Source organism: Acinetobacter sp. ANC 4178, from assembly GCF_004331175.1.
Classification (GTDB): domain Bacteria; phylum Pseudomonadota; class Gammaproteobacteria; order Pseudomonadales; family Moraxellaceae; genus Acinetobacter.
The window spans coordinates 436,151-458,986 of record NZ_SJOD01000002.1 but is presented as its reverse complement, the minus strand read 5'-3'; the positions used below and the strand labels follow the sequence as shown (position 1 = coordinate 458,986).

The window sequence follows — 22,836 nt, the reverse complement described above, 5'->3', positions numbered from 1 at the left end:
TTTAGGCGGAACCTATCTTTAAGCAAGTGCTTGTAGGTTTTGCTTTTGCTGAATAGATTTAGCCAATTTGTAGCAGTCTTCTACATGCGCCTCAGCCACTTTTTTCATGACAAAATAGCCGAGACTTGCCGCGACCAACTGACCGCCCAGAGGAATATATTTACTGACTTGTTTGGTAATCATTTTGGAGGCGACATTGTGTATTGAGTTTTTCACAGCAGTACGTGCCACGACTAAACCAGAAAACTCAAAACCACGTTTACGCAGTTCATGCCAGTGAATCTGTTTGGTTTCTAAATCGAAAACACTGATTTGTTCGGGTGCCAAACCAAAGCGAGCACTAATTTCGGGAATCAGTTGTGACAAAATTCCGACATCAATCACGACATCCAAAAAAGGGACGGGGATAACAGCTGCACCCGCAGAAACATAGGCACGTTTTTGTACCATTTCTAAGCATTCAGCCCGTATTTGTTCTAGATTTAACGAGGCATCAATTGAATCGGGAATGTTGTCTATTTTCATTGTGTACTCTAAACCTTGTATCCATTTTTATATTGAAGCATCTTTAAGCTTCGATTTTCAAAGTCATTTTTAAATCGAAGTTCGATTATAACGTGACATAGACAGTACATGAAGTATAGTCAATAATCTTTATGCTTTTGTAGATTGCCGTTCATTTATCGTTGGAGAAAAAATATTCATGGCCATTCACGTGATTCAGAGTCAACGGATTGATGTTTTGTTACAGGCCATGTTAAAAACGGTAAAATCGCAGAGCAGTCATGCTTTACAGGTGTTAAAAACCCAGCATTTTATTGTGCCATCACCTGCGGTTGAAGTTTGGCTGACCCAGCAATTGGCCGAGCAAAAAGGCATTAGTGCCAACACTCAGTTTCATCATCGAATTCGTGGTTTTCAATGGTCAGCCTATCAGTGGGTGCTGGATCAAGACAAAGAGCAGGTACGTAAAGCCAATATTCCACGCATGATTATTAAATGGCGGGTCTATCAGGCTTTGCTCGGTTATATCCAGCCTGAACATTGTTCTTTAGACGCCAAACATCCACTAACTCCTATTGTGCAACGCATTTATGCCAGTGCCGACCAACTTGAACAGGGCATTGAAAAACAACTGAAAAAGCAGCGCATGTTGTATTGGGTTGCCGAGCAGGTGTCTAAATTATTTAGTCATTACATGGAATACCGAGGGCATTGCCAGAAAAATTGTCCAAGCAACCAATGTTCCTGTCCGACCAACTGGTTACAACGATGGGGCAATAATCAAGCATTGCCGATCGAGCAGATGTTCTTCCAGACCAATACTGAAATTTCGGCATTTACGCTGAATCAAGCGTATGAATTGGAAGCATGGCAGCGTTGGCTGTGGCAGGTGGTGTTTCATCAAGATTTTATGGACATGCAGCAGATTGATGCGGCATTTTGGCAGACGCTAGGCAATGTGGAGGAACCGAATGCAGCGGCACTGAAAAAGCTGCCACAGCCCTTGGTGGTGTTTACCTTGCTGGATTTACCACCGAGTCAGTTACAGTTTTTACAGCGCTTAGGGCAATATATTGATGTGTATCTGTTGCACTATAACCCGTCGCAGGAATACTGGGCAGATAGTGTCGATCCGAACTGGAAAGCGCGGTATGACTTGCGGGTGAAAGAACGTTTTATTGCAAAAAATCCGCAGGCCAGTGATGCCGAAATTCAACGATTCTTTCAGGATTTTACCCTGCATTTTAATGCTGAAATTCGTGAGTCACGTCATCCATTATTAACCCGTTTTGGTAAGCAAGCGCGAGATCATTTTTCGTTGTTATCTGGACTTTCTTCGGGGGAAGATGGGGTTTGGGCAGATGTATTTGTGGATGAATATCCAGCTACTTTATTGGGCAAAGTCCAATCTGATATTTTGTATTTGGTTGAGCCAGAACAACATCAATTTGTGTTGGATGCACAAGATGATTCAATTCAGGTGCATGTCTGTCATTCCACTTTGCGTCAACTGGAAGTGCTGAAAGAACAACTGATTGCATGGTTGGCACAAGGCAGCAAGGAGCAGCCACGCCGCCCTAGCGATATTTTGGTATTAAGTCCCAATTTAAAAGACATTGAGCCGCATATTCGGAGCATTTTTGCACCACCTGCACGGGAGCGCGAGGCCGAGCGCATCATGCCGAATGCACAAACACGGATTAGCCAAGACAGTATTTATCTGCCTGTGAAAATTGCAGGCGTGACCCAATTGGATGCCGCCAATGCATGGCGTGCGGTATTGGGCCGTATACAACTGACGCAAGGGCGTTTTCGCTTAGATGATTTTGCCGACTGGTTGAGCTTGGCAGCCACACAGCAATGCTATGGCTTAGACATGAATAGGGTCGAACGCATGTTGGAACTGCTGGAGCAAGCAGGCTTTAAGCGAGGCTTGGATGCGCAACATTTGGCTTTGAGTCTAACGAAAGGTGATCAGGATTATCGCTTTAGCTTTAAATTTGCCTTAGACCGCTTGGCCATTGGTATTGCTATTCCTGAACATACCTTATTTGATCATACCCTTAGTTTTGCAGAAGTCATGCCGAGTGATTTTGAATTGATTGCCAAATTGATTCAGATTTATCAGGATTTAGATGCACGTCGTGACTGGTTGTTGGCACATGAACAGCAGCAGCCAAAGCGCGTAGAACAGTGGCTCAAAACTTTAATGCAGGAAGTGGCAGAGTTTGAGCAAGCTGGTGTAGATGTGTTGGCAAGTGTTGCACAAATTATTAAAAAACAAGAGCGTATGCTGACTTTGTCCAACTTCTATGAGGGGCAAGACCAGTATGGACTAGATCAATTAAGCTTACCCTTAACGTATTTATTGGATGAAATTCAAGCCACTTTAGATGCACAGCTCGATCAGGCGGAACCCACTGGACAGATCACTTTTAGCCAGTTGGGGCAGATTCGTCCGATTCCTTATCGTCTAATTGTGATGTTGAATTTGGATAGCGGTAAATTCCCAAGTCGCAATCAGCACTTACCGTTTGATTTGATGGATATCCTGAAACCGCAATTGGGCGATCGTTCTCGTTTAGAAGATGATCAGGGGGCTTTCTTGGATGCGTTGTTATTGGCACAGCAAAACTTGTGGTTATTTTATAAAGGTTTTGATGTCAATGATGGCGAAGTGCGTGAACCTTCCACTGCCGTGCAAGAGTTGATTCAATATTTGGCTTTGATTACCCAAAAAGTCGATGGGGGAGAAGCGACCCGTCCAGATTTACAGGGCTTAGAGATACCTGCACAATTGCATTCCTTGTATCAAGTTCATCCTTTACAACCTTTTGATGTTTTAGGTTTTACTCAGGAAAAACCTATGCGTTTTCAGGATCATTGGTATCGAGTGGCGCAGCAGATTGCAGCTCCCACGGGGCAGCGTCAGGCTTGGCAAGATACGCTTTATATGGCTGCATCCAATGATTTTGTCAGTATTCAAAGTCGACAATGGATTCAGGATGTTTGTTTCCCTGCACGTTTATATTTAAAAAACCTTGGGGTAGAAAACTTAAAACCTGAAAACCTGCCCGATGAAGTTGAACCCTTGGTTTTAGACGGTTTGGGGCGTTATGCAGTCCGAAATTTCTTACAACAGCAAGGGCAAACAACCCAGCCTGAACTGTTATTGGATCAGTTGCCTGTCGGGAAAATGCAGCAAGCTGCATGGCAAATCAGCGTGATTGAACAACAGCAATTACAAGCACGTTTGCAACGTTATGCAGAAACAGCCACCGCCATCACCCAACAGCTTTGGAATATGAGTGCAAATATTCAGTTCCAAATCACTGTTCCGACTCAGCCTACACAGCAATGGGTCAGTTTAGAAGCGTCAAGTGCACGTGCCAAACGACGGGTGCAGCTCTGGTTGGAATATTTATTTTGGCTGGCACATGAAAATTTAGGTGATGCTGGGCAGGACTTAACACGCTTGGTGGTGTTTAGTGATCAGACCGTGCTGTGTCAGGGGATTTCTTCTAACCAAGCGCAGCAATATTTGGCCACGTGGTTTGAAATGTGGCAACACGGCCAGATGCAGCCCGTGGTTTTACCCGCAGCTTTATTATTTAAAGTCGCAGAAAAAGGCAAACAACTGGAATGGCAACCCGATGAGCAGGGTAGACCGCAGATCAAAGACTGGGACAGCGTGGTAAAAGATTGGCAGGATGATGGGCGTTTTGCAGGTTTTTCCGTGTTAGAAAATGAAGCCAGTGCTCAACATCGCGATTGGCAGTTTATTTTGCAACAGCAAGACAGCACGGCTTTGCTGGCTCAAGCCTGCCAGCAATATGCCTATACGTTGTATGCCCCCATTTTTCAATATCAACAGTTGATCAAGGAATAATGCAGATGACCACTTCAACTCCGCCTGCTTCAATTTCTTATCATCCAATTGTGGATATGCAGTTTAAAGGGCTGCACTGGATCGAAGCTTCGGCTGGTACAGGTAAAACCTTTACCTTGTCCAGTTTAATGGTACGGATTTTCTTGGGGGATTATTTGCCGAATCAGGTGATTGCGACCACCTTTACCCGTGCCGCAGCGGCAGAATTGAAGGGACGGATTCGCAGTCGTTTGGTCGATACTTTGCGTTACTTTGAGACCTGTCAAAGCCTGACGCAATCGGAGCTGCAACAGAAAATCGCGGCAGAATCTGATCCTTTATATCAAAAAGTTTTACAGGATTATGCGCCACGTGTGGACTATGCACGTGAACGACTGAAATTGGTGATTGATCAACTGGATGAACTCTTTGTTGGAACCTTAGATAGTTTTAGCCAGAAGTTGCTACGTGAATTTGCCTTTGAAAGTGGCAAAATTGAGCGGGTAGAAATTACCGATGATGCCAAACAATACACTCAGCAATTGATTCACGACGTACTGCGTGAATGGATTCAGCAGCAACCACAAAATATTTTGGACTATCTGCTGCTGAATAAAAAATTAAAGTCGCAACAGGCTTATGTGGCGGTGGTGGAAAACAGCCTAAATTTTGCTTCCGCACATTTTCAGGCAGTGGCTGCTCCAGAAGTCGATGTGGAGGGCTTTAATCGTCAAGTCGAACATTTATTGGGACTGGATTGGAGTTGTATCACTGAATTGGCAGACTATTATTCTGCCGAAGGAACCCATTTTAAATTACTGGCCAAGAAATGGCGTGATGACAACAAATTACAGCAACTCTTGACGATCAAGCTGCCTGAACTGTTACAGGTGTTAAAGCAACAAGGGACTTATGCCTTATTCGCACCTTTATATGCCGAAACCCTGAAAAATCTGAGCGATGCGACCCATAAAGTTTTGAATAAATGCCCCGATGAGGTCTTACAGGGATTTCAACAGCATCCCTTGATTTGTGAATTGACGGCTTTTATGCAAAGCCTAGATCAACTCAGTTTTGATCTAGAAACACTGGACAGCTATTTGCAGTTCTATTTGGCCTCGGAAGTGAAAAAACGTTTGCCGCAAATCTTGCAGCAAAAGGGCCAAACCACCTTTGCACAGCAAATTCGTACCTTGGCCGATGCCTTGCAAGATGCACAAGGCGCACGCTTTGCTCGTTTTGTTCAAGCCCGTTATCCCCTAATTTTGGTGGATGAGTTTCAGGATACCAATCAAGATCAGGACAATATGCTGGCACGCATCTGGCGTGATGCAGGACATTATGCCAAAGGTTGCATGATTATGGTGGGGGATCCGAAACAGGCCATTTATGGTTTCCGTGGCGGCGATATGCTGACCTATAACAAAGCGCGTGCCGATGTACTGAGTAAGCAAGGCCGACTGTACAGTCTGAAATACAATCATCGTTCTGTACCTGAATTGGTTACGGTGGTCGATGCTTTATTCCAACGTCAAATCCAATTGGGCGAAGAGGTTGAATATAGCACCGTTGAGGCAGGACCACGACCGCATCCGATCTTGGTCGATGCACAAGGCAACAATCATCAGCCTTTGCGCTGGTTGATGCTGCAAGACAAAAAAGATGAATTTATTCAAGTGGCATGGAAAATCCGTGATTTGCTGAATCAAGGCATTCAGCAGCAGTTGTATTTGGCAGAAGCCACAGGCAACCGTGGCATTGATGAAAATGATATTGCAATTTTATCCAAAAGCCATGATGGACTAGATAAGGTGCAATATGAATTAGAATGTTTGGGGATTCGCGTCAACCGTCCTTCCAAACGCAGCGTATTTGATAGTCCAATTGCTCAGGACGTGGCGGCCATTTTGACCGCAATCATGCATCCTTATGATGAAGCCAAGGTCAAACGGGCATTGCTCACTCGCTTACTGAACTTCCAACTGAGTCAATTGATAGAATTGGAACAACGCCCCGAAGGATTGAGTCAGTTTATTGAAGATTTTGATTACATTCGGGAAATGTGGTTTAACACGGGCTTTTTGAGTGCGTGGCAATATGCCTTGAACCTGTTTAAAGCATGGTCAAATCTAGTGGCAAGCCAAAGTCGTGACAACGAACGCTGTGTGGTGAACTTACGCCATTTAACCGAATTGCTGAGCCAGCACAGTGAGCAATTTCAGGGGCCACAGGCGTTATATCACTGGTATCTTAGACAGATTCAAGCACCGAGTGAGCGTGAATGGGAACTGGAACGTAAACTGTCGAATGAAGCTGGCGTACAGTTGATGACCATTCACCAATCCAAAGGCTTAGAGTTTAAACTGGTGTTCCTGTTAGGAGCCGATAAAGATTTTCGGGAAATGAACAAGACCCTGAATTTCTCCACGCAACAGTTGCCGGATCCCGTGACAGGCCAGCTCGAAACACAGCGCGTGATTGCGGTGAATGATAAGCACCTTTTAGATGAAGTTGCAGTTCAACAGCACAATGCACGGGCAGAAGCAGAACAACATCGGCTATGGTATGTGGCACTGACTCGTGCCAGTCATCGGGTTTATGCCATATTGCAAGATCAGGCCAGTAAATCGACCACGGGCTTGGCATTTTGGCGTGGACATGCTGCACAGGTTTTTCAGCATCCACACAGTGTCGATGAAGCAGTATTAACCGAATGTCCTACAGTATTGAAACGTACGCAAGATCAGCACATTCCTGAACTGTATGCCGCAGAATTTCCAATGCAACGTTTTTATCCGCGTGCAAAAACCAGTTTTAGTGCATTGGCGCAGCATTTGAGTCGGCAGCAGGCACTCGATGCACTCGCGGTACAGCGTGAACAACGACAAAGTGCCGCAGATGAAATCAATCTGGATGTGATTGAGTCAACTGAAGAAATTACTCAATCATTAAACTGGATTCAACGTCAATTTCCGATGGGGACTTTGGCGGGTAATTTTTTGCATGAAATCTTTGAACACATTGATTTTCAACAGCAACAGGACTGGAAAATCGAAGTGCGCCGTCGCTTTAAAAATGATTATCCAAGTTTGTGGCAGGCGTTGTGTGACAAATATCAGCAAGATTTTCAGCAATTAGATGAAGAACAGCTATTGGCATGGATGACCGAATGGCTGGGACAGGTACTCTCGACACCATTGCATCAACAGTTTTGTCTAAATCAGTTGAGTGCAGAGTCTCATCTGGCAGAATTTCCCTTTTATTTGGCCTTATCGAATCATGTCTTGGCGATTAAACGCATACAGGATTTATATGTCGAATATGGCATTTATATGCCAGAACTGAATATGGCAAATTCGGCACGCTATTTAACAGGCTCTATCGATTTGGTTTATTTCGATGGGCAGCGTTACCAGATTGCCGATTATAAGAGTAATTTTTTGGGGGCCAATGTGGAGGATTACACGCCGACAAAGCTACAAGAAAGCATGTCCCATGCCAGTTACTGGTTGCAGGCGGGGCTGTATTTGGTGGCATTACATCGTTACTTACAAGTGCAGTTAGAAGATTACGACATTGAAAAACATTTAGGCGGTGCAAGTTATCTGTATTTGCGTGGTATGTGGGGTAATGCACAATATGGGGTCAACTATTGGTGCCCTGAGGCAGAATTTATACTGCGTTTAGATGCATTATTGGGCTATTTTGCTGAAGAGCATGTTTATAAAAGTGCAGCAACACCTCTGGCTGTGATGTAAAAACAATGAATTAAGCTGTGGATAACTTTGAGGATAACTGTGTGGAAAACAAGCAGGAACAGCAATTGAATGCTGAATGGATTAAATCGTGGAGCCAATATCTTCAGCAGCCTCCTTTTAGTGCAACGCCAAACCCACAGGCAGATGCCGTTATACAGTCCGTATTAGAAGCGATGTTACAGGGCAACAGTTGCGTATTGTTAGAATCTGATGCGGTGCATAATTTGGGTCATTTGGCCATCAGTGAAAATGAGGTGGCACATCGAGTTGCACCTTTCATTTATGACACCCAGTATTTATATCTGTATCGTTACTGGAAACAGGAAGATACTTTGGCACGGCACGTGGCGAGGTTAAAACAACAAACCGTTCCCGTAGTTGATCCTCAGGCTTACTTGAGTTTGCTGAGTGATGAACATCAACAGCAGGCATTAAGCATGGTGTGTCAGCAAGCCTTAAATATTATTACAGGCGGACCAGGTACAGGTAAAACGTACACTTTGGCACGCATTATTGCCGCATTGAATCAGTCCTTACCAAATTTACGCATTGCGATGGCAGCACCAACAGGTAAGGCTGCACAACGTATGAAAGAAGCGCTGCAAAATGCCTTAAATGATGAAATATTGCAGCCTCTGGTTACTCCCGCTTTAAAACAATTAAACCCCGTCACACTGCATCGCTTGTTAGGTTTGGGGCATTCTGCACGTCCACGCTATGATGCTGAACAACCATTACCCTATGATGTAATTGTGGTGGATGAAGCCTCGATGTTGGATTTGAATCTTGCCAGTATGTTGCTTGCTGCCGTGCCCAACCAAGCTCGACTGATTTTACTGGGAGATGCCAATCAATTGGCTTCGGTTGATGTTGGGGCGGTATTGGCAGATTTACAGCAAGTGAATGCTTTGCAAGAGAATCGGGTACATTTAAAGACCAGTCGACGCTTTGATGGTGAGGCCTTAATTGGGCAAATGGCAGCATTTATTCAGCAGCCACCAGCAGGCATATCCTCCCAAGCATTGCTGGAACAATTTCACCAACAGGTAGTATCACCCACTGAAATTCAAACTGTGCCACTTTTAGCCAAGATGCCGAATGTATTACAACTGGAGTACTTTGCTCAAGTGCATCCCACATCAGAGCAATATTACGATCAACTGATGTTGGGCTATCAGCATTATATAGAAGTATTGAAAACGCATTTGATTGCGGAAGATCCAGAGGCTTCTCTTCAACATGTGATTCAGGTTTTTGATGATTACCGTATTCTCACCGCCATTCGACATGGCGCATTTGGTTTAAAGCAGCTTAATCAGCAGATGGAGCAACGCTTACTGAATGAACTCAGTCGCTATACCACCAAACAAGGGGATTGGTATGTCGGGCGCCCCGTGATGATGACTTACAATGACTATCAATTAGGATTGTCTAACGGAGATATTGGCATTTGTTTTAAAAGGCAACGTCAAGGGCAGTCTCAATTTGAAGTCTATTTCCCAAGTTTAGAAAAATGGGTACTGGCAACTCGTTTGCCTAAAAGTATAGAAACGGCATTTGCCTTGACTATTCATAAATCACAAGGTTCAGAGTTTACTCATACGGCAGTGGTTTTGGATGCACAAGCGCAAAACTTATTGAGTCAGGAACTGCTGTATACCGCAATTACGCGTGCTAAAACGGTGGTGAGTTTATTAGCAGACCCTCAGGCTTTGGCTCAAGCGTTGTCTAAAAGGACGACTCGAGTGAGTGGAGTTTTAGAAAAAATAAAAGGTATTCTGGATTATTAACTTGTACTACATAATGGGATGCTTTGTACGAAAAAGCTTACATTGATTCAAGATATTTGCGCATAGAGCTTTCATATGGTTTCTGAGAAGATGAGTTCACATAAAGAGCACAACACGGAACGTTGAGCCATAATCGCAAAAGGATAAGAACAAAGTCGGAATAGGACAGCGAACTTACAGTGAAGTAGGTGAAAGAGGAAACTTACAGCCGCTAAGCCTTGTAGTTTTGGGAGAGACTACAGGGCTTTTTTATCGCCTAGCGTTTTGTTTTCGACAATGCATTTTTTCTCATAGCCTTCATTTCTGCTGATGTAACCTCATGTACGTAAAAACGTACACTGTGTTGGGAAAAACACCTCTAGTCTTCTGATTTTATTGTGGCAAAATATTACACATAAGGACATCAAGTGAAAACAAGGACTGTTTGTCACAATAAGCGCATTATGCGCAATAACTAAAACAAATATAACAATAAATATAAGAACTACAGCGCAATGAAAAAAGCCCAAGTTTTGCTTGGGCTTTTTTCTTTCTGTTGGAACATGTTTTATAGTTTGCAAAAAGTATCAAAAGTTTGAATATTTAAACCATGACACAACAGGTATTAAGTTGTGCTTAGTGAGAATCAAATCACATTATTAGATGTGTTGAAGCCCGATGTGCCGCTTGTTGCATACAATGAGGAGAGCTTGTTGATGGCATTTTATGATTTGAATAAATATGCATGATTGAATGGGTACGAGGCTGTGTATTGTGGCTTAAAAAGTGGATTGCTGAGATTTTGCATTTTATATAGTCGGTAAATGTATCTTTCACAGTTAAAACTTATTAAAAATGTGATCCAATATTCATTTTTTAAGGTTCAATCTGGTGAGGAATGACATTTCATACCAGATTGAATGCTTGAAGCCCAAAATCAGCTTCTTTTTTGTTTAGTAAATTTAAATAGTGTGCATATTTTGCAATCATCCTCATTTTCCCTTAAAATATCGGACTTGCTGTAGTGATGCACGGCAGTCAAATTGGTTTTGAAGAATCAATTTGATTTGTATCAAATGTAACTTATAAGCATCTCGGAGAAATCGAATGGCTTTAACAAACACAGATCGCGCAGAAATCATCGCTAAATTTGCTCGTGCTGAAAACGACACTGGTTCACCAGAAGTTCAAGTAGCGCTTTTAACTGCTCAAATTAATGACTTACAAGGTCACTTTAAAGAGCACAAACACGACCATCATAGCCGTCGCGGTCTGATCCGTATGGTTAACCAACGTCGTAAGTTACTTGACTACCTAAATGGTAAAGATCACGGCCGTTATGTTGCTTTGATCGGTGCTTTAGGTTTACGTCGTTAATTCGATTGAAACTTTTATTTTCGGATTATTGCATGTTCAATGCTGTATTACTGAAAACTAAAGTATATCTAGCTATGTCTAGATAATGGGGAAGGGGCGAATGTTTCGCTCCTTCTTTGTGTTTGAAAATAGTGTGTCTAGTGAGGTCGGCTTCTAAGCTTTGTCATTTGCGCAAGCTTTTGGTTGTGAATGCCAAACCTTAGGGGTCTCCACTAGAATAGCTGTTCACAAGAACTAGGAAAAAAATACATGTCTATGTTTAATATTATTCGTAAAGAATTCCAATACGGTCAGTACAATGTCGTACTTGAAACGGGTCGTGTTGCACGTCAAGCAAACACTGTTGTGGTTACAATGGGTGGCGTGACTGTTTTAGTTGCAGTTGTTGCACAGCCTAAAGCAAAAGCGGGTCAAGATTTCTTCCCACTAACTGTTAACTATCAAGAAAAACAATATGCTGCGGGTCGTATCCCAGGTGGTTATGGCAAGCGTGAAGGTCGTGCGTCTGAAGCTGAAACTTTAATTTCACGTTTGATTGACCGTCCAATTCGTCCATTGTTCCCAGAAGGTTATTTCAACGAAATTCAAGTAACTGCAACAGTTATTTCTTCTGATAAAACCATGGAAGCTGATATTGCGGCAATGTTAGGTACATCTGCTGCGATGTCTATTGCTGGCACACCGTTCCGTGGTCCAATTGGTGGCGCACGTGTTGGTTTAATCAACGGTGAATATATTCTTAACCCAAACAACGAACAGTTGAAAGAAAGTGATCTTGATCTTGTTGTTGCGGGTACAGAATCTGCTGTTCTTATGGTTGAGTCTGAAGCGAAAGAACTTTCAGAAGACCAAATGTTAGGTGCAGTGCTGTTCGGTCATGACGAAATGCAAATTGCAATTCAAGCGATTAAAGAATTTGCTGCTGCTGCGGGTGCGGTTGAGTCAACTTGGGTTGCTCCAGCTAAAAACGAAGAACTTCTGGGTAAATTGAAAGAAGCTTTCGAAGCGAAAATCTCTGAAGCGTACACAATTGCGGTTAAGCAAGACCGTTATGCAGCGCTTGATGCACTTTATGCAGAAGCTGTTGCTCAATTCGTTCCAGAAAATGACGAAACTGGCATTGCTGACGAAGTGAACGAATTATTCGAAGATCTTAAATACCGTACTGTACGTGACAACATCTTGTCTGGTAAGCCGCGTATTGATGGCCGTGACACCAAAACTGTCCGTGCCATTGATGTACAAGTAGGCGTATTAGGCCGTGCACACGGTTCTGCATTGTTCACACGTGGTGAAACTCAGGCGTTGGTAACAACAACTTTGGGTAATACTCGTGATGCGTTGATGGTTGATACGCTTGCAGGTACTAAAACTGACAACTTCATGTTGCACTATAACTTCCCTGCATACTCTGTAGGTGAAACAGGTCGTGAATCTGGTCCTAAGCGTCGTGAAATTGGTCACGGTCGTTTGGCGCGTCGTGGTGTACAAGCTGTTCTTCCAGCGGCTGACCGCTTCCCGTACGTGATTCGTATTGTATCGGATATTACTGAATCGAACGGTTCATCTTCAATGGCTTCTGTATGTGGTGCTTCATTATCACTTATGGATGCAGGTGTTCCATTGAAAGCACCAGTTGCTGGTATCGCGATGGGTCTAGTGAAAGAAGGCGAACGTTTCGCGGTTCTTTCTGACATCTTGGGTGATGAAGACCATCTTGGTGATATGGACTTTAAAGTTGCGGGTTCTGCCAACGGTATTACTGCACTTCAAATGGACATCAAAATTGAAGGGATCACTGAAGAGATCATGGAATCTGCATTGAACCAAGCTTATGCTGGTCGTATGCACATTTTGAACGAAATGAACCAAGTGATTTCACGTGCTCGCCCTGAAATTTCAATGCACGCACCAACGTTCCAAGTCATCAACATCAATCCAGACAAGATTCGTGATGTGATTGGTAAAGGTGGTGCAACCATCCGTGCGATTACTGAAGAAACTAAAGCGGCAATTGATATCGAAGATAACGGTACAGTTCGTGTGTTTGGTGAAACGAAAGCAGCAGCTCAAGCAGCAATTGCGAAAATCCAAGCCTTAACTGCTGAAGTTGAACCAGGCACAATTTACACAGGTAAAGTGATTCGTATTGTTGAATTCGGTGCATTTGTAAATATCTTACCGGGTACTGATGGCTTACTTCACATTTCACAAATTTCAAATGAGCGTATTGCCAATGTTGCAGACGTGTTATCTGAAGGTCAAGAAGTAAGAGTACAAGTTGCTGATGTCGACAACCGTGGTCGTATCAAGTTAACCATGAAAGATGTTGAACAAGTTTAATGCTTTGATCATCTTTTAATAAAAAGCCTGCTCTACTGAGTGGGCTTTTTTTATGCGTACACTTTTTATTTAAGAGCGGTATAAAGAGATAAAGTTTGTGGTGAAATTGCGATAAAAATGAACATCCTAAGCAGAATGCATTACACTCAATCCCATGAATTTAACAACAAGATTGACGGAATAGAGTGACAGGATAGATGCAAAGCTACTATTTTTATCAACATCCCACGGATGCTTATATTTACGTACAACAGCAGGCATTGGATGATGTTGAGCCTGAATTTATCTGGATTGATAGTACCCGCGAAGATGTCGTCAATCATGCCGAACACTGGCAAAGTCAAATATTTGAAATGGCAGGGGTGAGTCTAAATGAATTCCATGTCAAAGATATTTTGAATCTAGAGCATCCGTGTGCTTTCGATGCGATGGCAGATTATGACCTGCTTATTTTTCGAAAACTGATTACGCCAGATGACAAGATTCAGACTGGTGAACAAGCTTTAGAGCAGCATGAGCGTTTTTTTGGGCTATCTACGACTCCGATTAGTTTTATCTTGACATCACAAGTCTTGATTACGGTGCGGGAGCAAGGAAATCAAATTATCGAGCAGTATATTGAACGGATAGATTCAATTGCAGCACGTGCTTTGGATGAGCAAAACAAACCCCGTAAACTGTCGCATAGCCCTTTAGATTTAGCTTTACGTTTACTCAATGCCATGGTCGATGGTTATTTAGATTTGCGAGTTCCGCTGACCCGACGTGTGGAATATTGGCAACAAGAGTTATTACAAGGACACCGACGTTTTACCAAATGGAATCAGTTGCTGCAAGAAAACATGGCATTTCAGCAAATTGAAAATTTGTGTGAAGAGCAAATAGAGGTGTTGCAAGAATTACGCGATGAAATCGTGGAAAATTATTCCCACTTAAAAGCTAAAAAGCGCTCCGAAAAACGCGATATTGTGTTGGTGCGTACCGATGATTTGGTCAGTCATGTGGAGCGGATTCAAAAGCATACGACACGTTTACGCAGTGCAGTACAGGCAGCAATAGAATTACATTTTTCAGCGATTGCTAACCAAACCAATGAAAATATGCGAATTCTGGCAATTATTACTGCAATTTTCGCACCATTAACGCTACTGACAGGGATATATGGTATGAATTTTGAATTTATACCAGGATTAAAATCTCCAATCGGATTCTGGTTAATGTTGATGGTGATGTTGATCACGACCGTTTGGCTCATATTGTATTTCTATCGTCGTCATTTGGTGGGACGTGGAGAAAAAAGCGTGATTGATATGTTGGCACAGCAACATCAAGACCAGCATGTGGGCTTGCTCTGGTTCTTGGATTACGAGCCAATTAAGCAAGGCGTTAAAGTGACCTTAAAAGAGGTGGAAAAACTGACAAAATTAAAATAATCACCAGAAAATACAAGAAGATGTCATGAAACTGACATCTTCATTTTATATGCTTTATAGAGCCAAAAAGTGCGATCTGATTTTATTTTAATGGCGTCATGAGTCACTTAGACTTGTGAGTTCACATGATATTGCAGTAAACGATAAATCTCATCCTTGAGACGAAGTTTTTTACGTTTTAAAGCTTCAATATCATCATTGATACGAGATATAGGATTAAGTTCGCGTCGACAAATTTCCTGATCCAGCACCGCATGTTCTTCGAAAATTTTCGCAAAATGTGGATTATCCTGACGTAATTGAGGAATAATTTCACGATGCTCAGGGAACATGAGTTTCACTTTCTTATTACATTCTTTTGTGTTCATAGTAACCGTATTTCTCTCAAGTTAATGATAAAAGAACAGCAACCCGTTCTATGATGTTTCAATCTCAAGGAACGGGCTATATAAAGGGTTTATGATTCTTGTATATGCGCATGCCGAACTTGGCGACGTAATTGTTGTACTTCATCAATGAGATCCAGCATCATCGCGACTGCCGAAAAACTGGCATCAAAATCACGTTGTAAACGATAGGCTTTACGCGCACGTGAGACATCTTCACCAAAGAATTGATGAATCCGCTCTTCTGGGCGTGTGGGTAAAATATCGTATTCCAACAGTTGTAAAACCCATTCTGGGCTTTGACCACAGGCTTCGGCAAAATGTTTTAAATCGAAACTACGATGTTCATCGACGATCTCTGCGGTGCTATAACCGTCGCAAATAATTTCTCGATAATGAATAGTTGTCATAGCGTTCTCCTTAAAGTTGTCGAGGCTTAAACTGCTTAAAGGCTTCAGCAAAAGCGCGGTAAGCTTGTTCTTGCTCAGCGTTGTGTGCAGGTGGATTCACAATGTTTAGAATTAAAAATAAATGTCCTGCTGTTTTATTGGGAATCCCTTGATTTTTTAAACGCAATTGTTGTCCTGTTTTGGCATTTTTTGGGAGGTTCACCTGCACTTTCGTGCCCGCAGGTGTGAGTAACTCAATTTGTTGCCCTAATGCAGCTTCCCATGGGGTCACAGGCAGGGTGTAATAGATATCTGCCCCTTCAACGCGGTATTGTGCGGTATCCTTGTAGTAGATTTCGATATACAAATCACCATTTTCACCACCACGAACACCTGTTTGTCCTTGACCTGCCAAGCGAATTTGTTGTCCTTCTTTCATCCCTTTCGGAATTTTGACTTCTAGGGTTTTACGTTGGACTTCAGGTTCACCATAGGCATTTATGCTTGGAATTTGCAGCGTAATTTGTTGAGAAGTACCATGAAAGGCAACAGCTAAGTCAATCTCCAGCTTGGCATGTTGATCTTCACCTCGAAAAGATTGTTGTCGTTGTTTGTATTGATAATTTCCTCCTCCAAAACCTGTTCCAAAGCGACCAAATAGGTCTTCAAAGCCTGCAAAATCGGATGAATTGCCTTGGTTAAATCCTTGTCGATAAAATTGAGCATCATCAAATCCAGATGCACCCGCCTGTCCCCCAAATCCTGAAAAACCTTCAGGATGATCTAAGATAAAGTCATATTCTTTTTTCTTTTCTTCATTACTCAGGGTGTCGTATGCAACGTTGATTTCTTGCATACGGGCTTCAGCATCGCTTTCTTTGCTCAGATCGGGATGGTACTTTCGCGCCAGCTTTCGATAGGCTTTTTTAATTTGGTCAGAAGGAGCATCGCGTGAAACTCCCAGAATCTCATAATAGTTTTTAGACATACGCGTTGAATAAAATCGCTGATATTTTAATCAATATTATGCTGTCTTTCGGAAAGTGGGAAGTAGTGTAGAACTGTTCGTATTTGTTTCAAATCATAACAATAAGAAAAAGCCCACAGAGGGCTTTTTGCTTGGCGTCGTTTGGCTTTAATTTTATTGGACTTTAATCCATGTCATCAGGCGCACATTCGAGGAGTCGGTCTCTTGAGCACGAACTTGCAGATATCTGGCTTCCTGAACTAAATGTGCTTCCGAAACATAGTGCTGTCCTGAAAGTGGATCAAGAAATTTGCCTTCAATATATTCGTTGTGTTTTTCAGGATTTTTCTTTAACCCCGATAAAATGGTTAAGCCAATCATTGGTTGATTTTTTAAATGGCCTGTACATTTTTGGCAAGTAATCAGTTTCTCTTTGCCAGACAATGGGCGTATTTCGATCACTTGTGCGCTGTAGACATTGTGCTGGTTTTTACTGATGATCACATCTGCCAGTGAGTGGCCAGTACGATCATCCACGGTTTTCCATTTGCCAATCAGGGGGTCAGTGTTTGCTAAGCTGTAAGTACTGCACAGCAAAGTTGTAATGAAAACCGTACGGGAAAGAAAGCGAGTTCCCATGAGAGATTACCTCAGTGTATATCAGTTAAGTTGGAATGAATCACATATTAAAATGATGGATTTATTATCATGAAGAGACGCAGTTCAACAAAAAAATTGTTATCTTCGTCACGCAATTTTAGCGTATCTTTTTATACGTTGAATATGTCATCTTATTCCAAGCGCACGGAAATCGGTGCTTTGGCATAGCAAGTGGACATGGAATGTTCTTCGGGCTTTCTTATTAGACAGTGGAGCAACTGCCTGTTGGCTATCAAAGAGGTATAACCACAGGCAGAGAGATGGTTGATGAAGGTTTAACTTAAATGTTCGCCAAATAAACCAAGGGCTTCTTCGGCCGTGAACTGATATTGGGTATTACAGAATTGGCAATCCATGGTAATTGGATTTTGGTGTTCTAGGGTTTCGCGGACTGCTTCTACACCAATTTGTTGTAAAGCATTGGCACAGCGTTCTTTAGAACAGGTACAACCAAACTTGAGTTGCTCAATCTCAGGTAGGCGAACGTCTTCTTCATTGTACAAACGATACAAAATTTCATTGGCCGCTAATTGAGTGAGTTCATCCGCTTTTAATGTTTCCGTGAGCATGGTCAGACGTGGCCATAAATCTTCATCGACACGTTGCTGTTCTTCTTCATTAATGCGCGGTAACAATTGAATGAGTAAACCACCCGAACGTTGTGCTGTACTGGCCAAAACAATCCGAGTAGGAATTTGAGCAGAAAGGTCATAATACTGCATTAAGCAGCCCGCTAGGGTTGTTTGATCCAGCGGTACAATCCCTTGATAACGCTCACCAAATTCAGGTTCAATATTAATAAAAAGAATGGGGTTACTGAGCGCTTTCAGCACTGTACTGCTGTCAGTGGCTGCTTGGAAGCGCGGGTCTTCTTCATAATCGGCTAAGGCACGAACTTCACCTAAATGGTTACATTCCGCCATGGCCCATTTAAATGTTCCAGAGGCTTGAATTTGTAAGCTGATACGCCCTTTAATTTTCAGCGTGCTGGCAAGCAAAGCGGTTGCGCTGAGCATTTCACCCAGTAAAATTTGTACGGCTTGAGCATAGTCACGTTGGGCAAGAATCGTTTGTAAGGTTTCTTCCAGATGAACGACTTCACCACGAACAGGGCAATCTTCAATATAAAAGCGTTGACGTATATCAGACATAATTTTCTCCAAAACCCTGCTTTAATGGTGGCAATATTGTAAAACACAAGTCAATTTGCTTCATCTCGTGTTACATCTATTCGGGTAGAATCTAAACTACGTTGTAAATTTACGCCTGTCTCGACTGTTCGAATTTCTGTATCACGTTCAAACAAATGTTCCAGCTCAGCAAGGGCGTTGCGGTGCGATTCATATACCTTTTGTTCGTCGGTATAGACGCGTTGTTGCTGTGCCAAGAGCTGTTCATCATAATCGCGAAATAACTCAATACTTTTTTGGGCATCGCTTTCGCTAATGCCTAAGTCACGCAAGGCTTTATATGCCATGCCGAGTGAAGATAAATAGGTTTCTCGCCAAATATGCTGCACACCCAAGTCACGTAATAAGTGTACATGATGTCGATCTCGTGCTCTGACTAATAACTGTAACTCAGGGTAATTCAGGCGGATATGCCGTGCCACATTCATCGAGTCTTCAATGTCATCAATGGCTAAAATAAACACCTTGGCCTGTTCAATCCCTGCGGCTCTTAAAATATCAGGGTGGGTGGCATCGCCATAATACAAATGACCACCATAGTTGCGCACAAAATCGACTTTTTCTAAATTACTGTCGATGGCGGTAAATTTTTGATGTTGTAAATGCGCGACACGAGCAATAATTTGTCCGAACCGACCAAAGCCCGCAATAATCATGGCGGGTTGTTGTTCAGGAATGTCATCATATTCAGGGACTGTAACAGGCGTAAGACGCGGCACAATGCCTTTACGCACAATCCAATACAAAATCGGCGTCAACATCATGGAGATAATCACGATCAGGCTGATAGGTGCGATAATCGCTTCAGTAATCAGCTGTTCATTTTGCGCCACGCTAAACACCACGAAGGCAAATTCTCCGCCCTGTGCCAAACAACTGGCAAGCAGCAAGCTATTGGGCCAAGAGACCTGATAATAGCGTGCGATAGCAGTTAAAAGTGTAAATTTGATGAGCAATAACAGCACTGCGCCTGCCAAAATGAAGAGCGGTTGTTGCCATAAAATATGAATCGGGGTCAGCATACCCACCGTCATAAAAAATAGACCCAGTAGCAGTCCTTTAAACGGTGCAATACTGGCTTCCAGTTCATGTCGGAATTCAGAATCTGCCAATAATACTCCCGTTAAGAATGCACCTAGTGTGGTGCTGATATTGAGTAGATCCATCAACATCACCACGGCTAAAACAATAAATAAGCCCACTGCGGTGATCAGTTCATGCGCACCTGTTTTTGCTACAAAGCGGAAAAATGGTCGAATTAAATAACGGCTAAAAAGGAACAGTCCTGTAAATGCCGCCACAATGGCAGCAAAATAAGCGATACCATAATGCGTTGATTCCACACCTGCCAGCAACGGAATTACAGCAATCAGAGGAATCGCCGCGATGTCTTGAAACAATAAAATTGAGAAAGACTGCTGTCCATAACTGGTATTCAGTTGCTGCTTTTCTGTGAGCAGCTGTAATACGAAGGCGGTGGACGACAAGGCGAGTGCACTGCCAATCACTAAACTGGCAGCAATACCTTGTTGCAACACCAATAAGAGAATGCAGCCAATGACGAGCGCCGTGATGCCGACTTGGGCGCTACCCATCACAAAAATAGATTGACGTAAATTCCAGAGTCGTTGTGGTCGTAGTTCTAAACCAATTAAAAACATCAAGAGAATGACGCCAAATTCAGCGAGTTGTTGAATGGCTTCGGGATCATTGGCAATGTTCAGCACATGAGGTCCCAAGAGAATCCCTGTGATTAAATAACCCAAGACTGTAGCAATGCCGAATCGTTTCAGTAGTGGCACCACCATCAGCGCTGCACCTAAAAAAAGCGTGATTTGCAACAATAACGACATGCATCTGTCCTGAAATTAAAAAGTTGTGATGAATTGCTGAAGTACTGGTTTAGACTCAACTCAATTCCTGAGGGTCGATATCCAGACTAAGTTTCATGCTGGCAGGTTTGTGCTGCAACATGTTTTGCCACCATGCCCTCAAATAATAGTGCAAACGTGCTCGATCTTGGGAAAATAACACCATATGCGCTTGATAACGACCTGCTTTACGTTCCATCGGGGCGGGAATAGGCCCCCAGATATCGATGTTGAGTTCTGCAATCTGACGAAGTTGTTGTGCATGTTCAGTCAGATACTGCTGATTTTGTTCCTGACTTTTCGACTCGCAGCGAATTAGGGCAGCATAACGATAGGGTGGGAACAATGCCTGTTGTCGTTCCTTTAAGGTCTGGCGAGCAAATTGTCGATAATCACCATCCACTAAAGTGTGCAATAACGGGTGTTCTGGGCGTAGGGTTTGTAAATAGACATCGCCTTTTTTCTCACCACGACCTGCGCGTCCCGCCACTTGAACAATGAGTTGGGCGGTACGTTCTGGTGCACGAAAATCGACACTGAGTAAGCCTGAATCAATGTCCAAAATCGCCACCAAAGACACATAAGGAAAATGATGCCCTTTGGCGAGCATTTGCGTGCCGAGTAAAATAATCGGCTCGCTTTTTTGAATGCGATCATAAATTTTTTGCCAGCTACCGACACGGCTGGTAGAGTCTCGATCGACCCGAATGACCTCAAATTCTGGAAAGAGTTCGTTTAGACTTTCTTCAACTTTGGCGGTGCCCATACCAATCGGTTTGAGTTCAGTATGATGACATTGTGGGCAATGGTCTGGCATGCGATGAATGGTGCCACAATGATGACAATGCAAATGCTGATAGGGCTGAGTATGTAGGGTAAAGTTGGCATCACAATGCGGACATTTTGCTTGCCAAGCACAACTTTCACAAATCAGTACAGGGGCATAACCGCGTCGATTAAGAAAAATCAGCACCTGTTCTTTGCGCGCCAGACGTTTGTGCATTTCATCCAGCAGAAACTGACTAAAACCATGCTGTTTGCGCCCGACTTTTAAATCTAAGATGTGCAACTTAGGCAACAATGCCGTGCCTGCACGTTCATTTAATTCTAGTCGGGTCAGTTTGCCTTGGTCGGCCAGTGCATAGCTTTCCATGCTCGGCGTTGCTGAACCCAAAATAATCGGGCAGTTTTCCAAATGCGCGCGATAGAGCGCTACATCACGTGCATGATAGCGAAAACCTTCTTGCTGTTTAAAAGACAGATCATGCTCTTCATCTAAAATGATTAAGCCTAAATTGTGCAATGGGGTATAAATGGCAGAACGCGTGCCTAAAATAATCGAGGCTTTGCCCATTTGCGCACTTTGCCATGCTTGCAAGCGTTTGGCATCCGTCAGTCCCGAATGCAGCAGGGCAATATGACAGTGAAAACGCGATTGAAAGCGACTAATCGTTTGGGGGGTCAAACCAATTTCAGGTACCAACACCAACACTTGTTTACCTTGTTTCAGTACCTCATACATGATTTGCAAGTAAACTTCAGTCTTGCCACTGCCCGTTAAACCATCCAGTAAATAGGCATGATAAGACGAGAGTGATTTCAGCACCTGCTGAATGGCATGCTTTTGATCGGGGTTGGCGGTCAGAGGCATTTGCGCCAAACTCAGGGCTTGCGGGCTAAAATCTTTTTGTTCTAAATAAGCCTCACAGATGCCTTTCTTTTCCAAAGCTTTTAACGTAGCGGTTTCAATGCCCGCTAAATTCAGAATATTCTCTGCTGTACCCGCGGGGTGTAATTTTAAAATTTTATAGGCATGTTGTTGTTTTTCAGAACGTTTAACTTTTTCATCTGCATGTGGGTCAAGTAGTCGCCACATGTGGGCCAACAGGTCATATGGTTTGCCTTGACGTAATAAGGTGGGTAAAGCGCTTTGTACCACTTCACCAATCGGAAATTGATAATATTGTGCTGCCCATGTCAACAAAGTTAAAACTTTACTGTCTAGAATGGCATCGTCATCTAGCAAAGCTTGAATGGGTTTTAGCTTGAACTTGGGGTTCTCGGGTGTGTCGGGTGTAAGCTTTTCTATGATCACACCAATCAGACTTCGTGATCCAAAGGGCACAGCAACACGTGCTCCGACCTTCGCCTGCGCATAATCCTCTGCGGAAATCTGATAGTCGAAACAGTCATAAACATGGGCTGGAACGGCTACGCGAATCCGATAAGGTACGAAAGGGGGCGGTACTGTATTTGGCATAAAAGGGTCAAAGGTTCCAGCTGAATGTTCGTCGTGTGAAGTCTTGAGTTATGTTAGAGTG

The 22,836-nt window shown here is 43.1% G+C and carries 14 protein-coding genes; 6 read left to right on the top strand and 8 right to left on the bottom strand.

The genetic code is table 11. The features are described from left to right. Nucleotides 1–18: 18 nt before the first annotated feature. Complete coding sequence (locus E0H87_RS06455) at nt 19–525, bottom strand: hypothetical protein (RefSeq protein WP_131322843.1); 507 nt, start codon at nt 523–525, stop codon at nt 19–21. A 178-nt stretch (nt 526–703) separates the two neighbouring features. On the opposite strand from E0H87_RS06455, the gene E0H87_RS06450 reads away from it, so the two are divergent. From E0H87_RS06450 to E0H87_RS06425, 6 genes are all read left to right on the top strand, one after another. Beyond that, nucleotides 704–4,393 (top strand): exodeoxyribonuclease V subunit gamma, encoded by a 3,690-nt coding sequence (locus E0H87_RS06450; protein ID WP_131322842.1) that lies wholly within the window; start codon nt 704–706, stop codon nt 4,391–4,393. Continuing rightward, nucleotides 4,393–8,130: a UvrD-helicase domain-containing protein gene (locus E0H87_RS06445; protein WP_131322841.1), complete on the top strand. Its 3,738-nt coding sequence runs from the start codon at nt 4,393–4,395 to the stop codon at nt 8,128–8,130. The genes E0H87_RS06450 and E0H87_RS06445 overlap by 1 nt, the downstream gene beginning before the upstream one ends. A 41-nt stretch (nt 8,131–8,171) precedes the next feature. Continuing rightward, nucleotides 8,172–9,920, top strand: coding sequence for an exodeoxyribonuclease V subunit alpha (recD, locus tag E0H87_RS06440; RefSeq protein ID WP_205677741.1), 1,749 nt, complete (start codon nt 8,172–8,174; stop codon nt 9,918–9,920). Nucleotides 9,921–11,006: 1,086 nt separating this feature from the next. Beyond that, complete coding sequence (gene rpsO, locus E0H87_RS06435; protein WP_004656162.1) at nt 11,007–11,276, top strand: 30S ribosomal protein S15; 270 nt, start codon at nt 11,007–11,009, stop codon at nt 11,274–11,276. A gap of 255 nt (nt 11,277–11,531) precedes the next feature. Beyond that, nucleotides 11,532–13,619, top strand: coding sequence for a polyribonucleotide nucleotidyltransferase (gene pnp, locus E0H87_RS06430; protein WP_171458352.1), 2,088 nt, complete (start codon nt 11,532–11,534; stop codon nt 13,617–13,619). A gap of 197 nt (nt 13,620–13,816) precedes the next feature. Next, nucleotides 13,817–15,052 (top strand): magnesium transporter CorA family protein, encoded by a 1,236-nt coding sequence (locus tag E0H87_RS06425; RefSeq protein ID WP_131322838.1) that lies wholly within the window; start codon nt 13,817–13,819, stop codon nt 15,050–15,052. Between the two features lie 107 nt (nt 15,053–15,159). Here E0H87_RS06425 and E0H87_RS06420 read toward each other — a convergent pair whose 3' ends face one another. From E0H87_RS06420 to E0H87_RS06390, 7 genes are all read right to left on the bottom strand, one after another. Beyond that, nucleotides 15,160–15,420, bottom strand: a complete 261-nt coding sequence (locus tag E0H87_RS06420; protein ID WP_131322837.1) for a YdcH family protein — start codon at nt 15,418–15,420, stop codon at nt 15,160–15,162. Nucleotides 15,421–15,509: 89 nt separating this feature from the next. Then, entirely contained in the window at nt 15,510–15,848 is a 339-nt protein-coding gene (locus E0H87_RS06415) for a chaperone modulator CbpM (protein ID WP_131322836.1), read from the bottom strand. Nucleotides 15,849–15,858: 10 nt separating this feature from the next. Then, on the bottom strand, nt 15,859–16,815 hold the full coding sequence (locus E0H87_RS06410; protein WP_131322835.1) for a DnaJ C-terminal domain-containing protein: 957 nt from the start codon (nt 16,813–16,815) through the stop codon (nt 15,859–15,861). A 153-nt stretch (nt 16,816–16,968) separates the two neighbouring features. Beyond that, a complete protein-coding gene (locus tag E0H87_RS06405) occupies nt 16,969–17,433 on the bottom strand; it encodes a DUF2147 domain-containing protein (RefSeq protein ID WP_131322834.1) in 465 nt (154 codons plus the stop codon). A 296-nt stretch (nt 17,434–17,729) separates the two neighbouring features. Continuing rightward, complete coding sequence (hslO, locus tag E0H87_RS06400) at nt 17,730–18,605, bottom strand: Hsp33 family molecular chaperone HslO (RefSeq protein ID WP_131322833.1); 876 nt, start codon at nt 18,603–18,605, stop codon at nt 17,730–17,732. Between the two features lie 50 nt (nt 18,606–18,655). Continuing rightward, complete coding sequence (locus E0H87_RS06395) at nt 18,656–20,497, bottom strand: monovalent cation:proton antiporter-2 (CPA2) family protein (protein ID WP_131322832.1); 1,842 nt, start codon at nt 20,495–20,497, stop codon at nt 18,656–18,658. A gap of 55 nt (nt 20,498–20,552) precedes the next feature. Beyond that, nucleotides 20,553–22,775 carry a primosomal protein N' gene (locus E0H87_RS06390; protein ID WP_131322831.1) on the bottom strand — a complete coding sequence of 741 codons (2,223 nt, stop codon included), beginning with the start codon at nt 22,773–22,775 and terminating at the stop codon, nt 20,553–20,555. Nucleotides 22,776–22,836: the final 61 nt, after the last annotated feature.